The organism is Mesorhizobium sp. M7A.F.Ca.MR.362.00.0.0 (assembly GCF_004023175.1).
In the GTDB taxonomy this organism is placed as follows: Bacteria; Pseudomonadota; Alphaproteobacteria; order Rhizobiales; family Rhizobiaceae; genus Mesorhizobium.
This window is the reverse complement of sequence record NZ_RZTF01000066.1, coordinates 7,014-10,171: the sequence shown is the minus strand read 5'-3', so window position 1 is coordinate 10,171 and position 3,158 is coordinate 7,014. Positions and strand designations below refer to the sequence as shown.

Annotated in this window: 2 protein-coding genes and 1 pseudogene (1 of these 3 only partly in view); 1 reads left to right on the top strand and 2 read right to left on the bottom strand. The window is 64.5% G+C overall.

The annotated features are described in order from the left end of the window. Positions 1 to 153 precede the first annotated feature (153 nt). Positions 154 to 1,092 (top strand): diacylglycerol kinase family protein, encoded by a 939-nt coding sequence (locus EOC06_RS11635; RefSeq protein ID WP_128307797.1) that lies wholly within the window; start codon positions 154 to 156, stop codon positions 1,090 to 1,092. Between the two features lie 79 nt (positions 1,093 to 1,171). On the opposite strand, the gene EOC06_RS11630 is transcribed toward EOC06_RS11635, so the two are convergent. Together EOC06_RS11630 and EOC06_RS11625 are read right to left on the bottom strand one after the other, a co-directional pair. Beyond that, a complete protein-coding gene (locus EOC06_RS11630) occupies positions 1,172 to 2,089 on the bottom strand; it encodes an NAD(P)-dependent oxidoreductase (RefSeq protein ID WP_128307796.1) in 918 nt (305 codons plus the stop codon). Further along, a pseudogene (locus EOC06_RS11625) lies at positions 2,086 to 3,158 on the bottom strand (mandelate racemase/muconate lactonizing enzyme family protein); it runs 157 nt beyond the window's last position. Before EOC06_RS11625 ends, EOC06_RS11630 begins: the two are co-directional and overlap by 4 nt.

Below are 3,158 nucleotides of genomic sequence, written 5' to 3'. Positions count from 1 at the left end.
ATCGGGGATCAAGCTGGGACAGCGAAATTTTCCTGTCCGCCACGATGGGCGTCATCGGCGGACATTCGGCCTTGCCCTGCCGCCCGGTGCGGTCTTCAATGCCGGCAAAGGATTCGAGGCGCCGAGCGCCTCGAATCCTTGCGGGAGGGTTGCTTGAAAGTTGGAGTGGTTCTCAACCCGATTGCCGGTGGGGGCCGGCTGAAACGGCATTGGCCTGATGTCGCCGTGTCGCTGAAAAAGCATTTTGGCGAATTCGAACTGCGCGAGACGCAAGCGGAAGGCGACGCCGAAAGGCTGGCAATCGATCTCGCGATGATTGGCTTCGACCTGGTGATCGCGGCCGGCGGCGACGGCACCGCCAGCGAAGTGGCCGACGGGCTGCTGCAAGCGGCCAGGGAAAGCGGCCGGACCACCGAGCTTGGGCTCTTGCCATGCGGCACCGGCATCGATTTCGCGCGTGGGCTAGGTCTGCCGAAAAAGGTCGATGCCGTGCTGAAGCGGATCGCCGAAGCCAAGCCCCGCAAGGTCGATGCCGGACGCATCTGCTACGTCGACGATCACGGCGCGCTGGCCAGCCGGCATTTCATCAACATCGCCAGCCTGGGGCTTTCCGGCGCCACTGACCGCGCCGTCAATGCCGACAAGCGCAAGGGCAGGATGTCGGCCAAGGCGCTGTTCCTGTGGCGCACCGTGGTCGAGTTCATCCGCTACCGCTTCCAGGAGGTCAGCATCACGGTCGACGACGGCGTCCCCGTCGAAGCGCGCATGGCGCTGGTGGCGGTGGCAAACGGAAAGTTCTTCGGCGGCGGCATGATGATCGCGCCGGATGCGGAACTGACCGACGGGCAGTTCGACATCGTCATCCTGCGCGCGGCCGGCAAGCTGAAGCTGATCTGGGACATCCGGCTGCTCTATGGCGGCCGGCATCGCAATCATCCTGCGATCACCATCCTGCGCGGCAGGAAAGTGGTGGTCGAACCGCTCGGCGATGTCGAAAAGAACGGCGCGCTGGTCGACATAGACGGCGAGTCGCCGGGACGCATACCCGCGACCTTCGAGATCCTGCCCGGCGCATTGACGCTCAGATACTGAATCAAGCCGTTGACAGATTGATTCAGATGGATCCGCCGATCCAGCCAACGCCCTGAAATCGTTTGATATCCAGCCGGCGTCAGAGTTCGAGCTTGGCCGGGAAACCAGGTGCGCGCAGGTCGGTGCCGACGGCATCTTCCAACAGTTTGACGATCTGGGTCGACCAGGCGATGCCGCCATAGGCGGCCTTGCCTTGCTGAAAAATGGCGTTGACGCGCGATGCAAGCTCAAGCGGCACGCCGGACTGTTCGCCCATGGCGAGCGCGAAGCCGAGGTCCTTCAGCGCCAGGTCCATGGTGAAGCCGATGTCGTAGGAGCCGTTGAGGATGAGCTGGCTTTCGGTCTCGTGGACGAAGCTGTTGCCGGAGGACGCTGATATGGCGTGATAGGCTTGGGCGAGGTCGAGCCCGCCCTGTCTGGCCAGCATCAATGCTTCGCCGGCGGCGACGAGATGGATGAAGGCGAGCATGTTGGTGATCACCTTGATCACCGCCGCCGAGCCGACCGGGCCCATCAGAAACGATTTTGCGCACATCGCCTCGATGGCGGGGCGATGACGTTCATAGAGTGCGGCGTCGCCACCGACCAGCGCGGTGATCTTCCCAGCCGCCGCCAGGTGCACGCCACCGGTGACCGGGCATTCCAGCGTCTCGACGCCCTTGGCCGAGGCGAGGGCGGCGAGGCGGGTAATTTCGTCGCGGCCGTTGGTCGACATCTCGATCCAGGTGCCGCCTGCGGGCAGGCCCTCCAGCAGACCATCGGCGCCCGCCAGCACGGCTTCGCTCACCTTCGGAGAGGGCAGGCAGGAGATTGCGTTGCCGGCCCGTGCGGCGGCCTCGGCGGGGCTGCTTGCCGCTGTGGCCCCGAGCGCCACCAGGCGCTCGACGGCGGCGGGATCACGGTCGAAGACCGTGACGGCAAAGCCGTTGCGGACCAGGCTGGCGGCAAGGTTGCCGCCGAGATGGCCGAGACCGATGAAGGCGTAGCTTTCGTTCACGGCATCAGCGGTGTCTGCATCATCTGCAGATGCAGGTCCTTGCCCGTGTAAGGGTGTGCTTCGCAGACCGCCTCGTTGAGCTCGACGCCGAGGCCGGGCTCCTTTGAGGGGATGATTTTGCCGTCCTGCCACTCGATCTTTTTCTTCAGCAGCGTGGCGTGGAAACCGTCCCACTGCTTCAGCGATTCCAGGATGAGGAAGTTGGGCAGCGTCACCGCCAGTTGGATGTTGGCCGCACCGACGATCGGTCCGCAATAGCAATGCGGTGCGATCTGGATGTGGTAGGCCTCGGCCATCGCCGCGATCTTCTTGGTTTCGAGAATGCCGCCGGAGCGGCCGAGGTCCGGCTGCAGGATGGTCGCGGCGCGGTTCTCGATGACGCGGGCGAACTCGAACTTGGTCGTCAGCCGCTCGCCGGTGGCGATCGGGATCGAGGTCGCGCGGGCCACTTGGGCCATGACCTCAGGCATATCAGGCGGCACCGGCTCCTCGAACCACAAGGGATCGTAAGGCTCGATGGCGCGCGCCATGCGCAGCGCGCCGGACGCTGTGAACTGGCCGTGCGTGCCGAACAGGATGTCGGCGCGGGTGCCGACCGCCTCGCGGATCGCCTTGATCATGCGGGTGGACAGGTCGATATCGACGAGGCGCGGCTGATGGCCGTCGAAGGCGGTGTAGGGGCCGGCGGGGTCGAGCTTGACGGCATTGAAACCCTGCTCGACATATTCGAGCGCACAGGCAGCGGCGAGATCTGGATCGTTGTAGACGTTCTTGCCGTGCGCATCCTCGGAATGGACGCTGCCGCTGTGCGGATAGAGATAGGTGTAGGAACGCAGCGTTTCGTGCACCTGGCCGCCGAGCAGTTTATAGACCGGCTTGTCGGCTTCCTTGCCGATAATGTCCCAGCAGGCCATTTCCAGCGCCGAGAAGCAGCCCATGCCGGACACATCTGGGCGCTGGGTGAAGCCGGAGGAATAGGCGCGGCGGAAGAAATTCTCGATGTCGTGCGGGTCGCGGCCGATGAGATAGCGCTCGGCCATGTCCTCGACCATGCGGGCGGTAACATGGG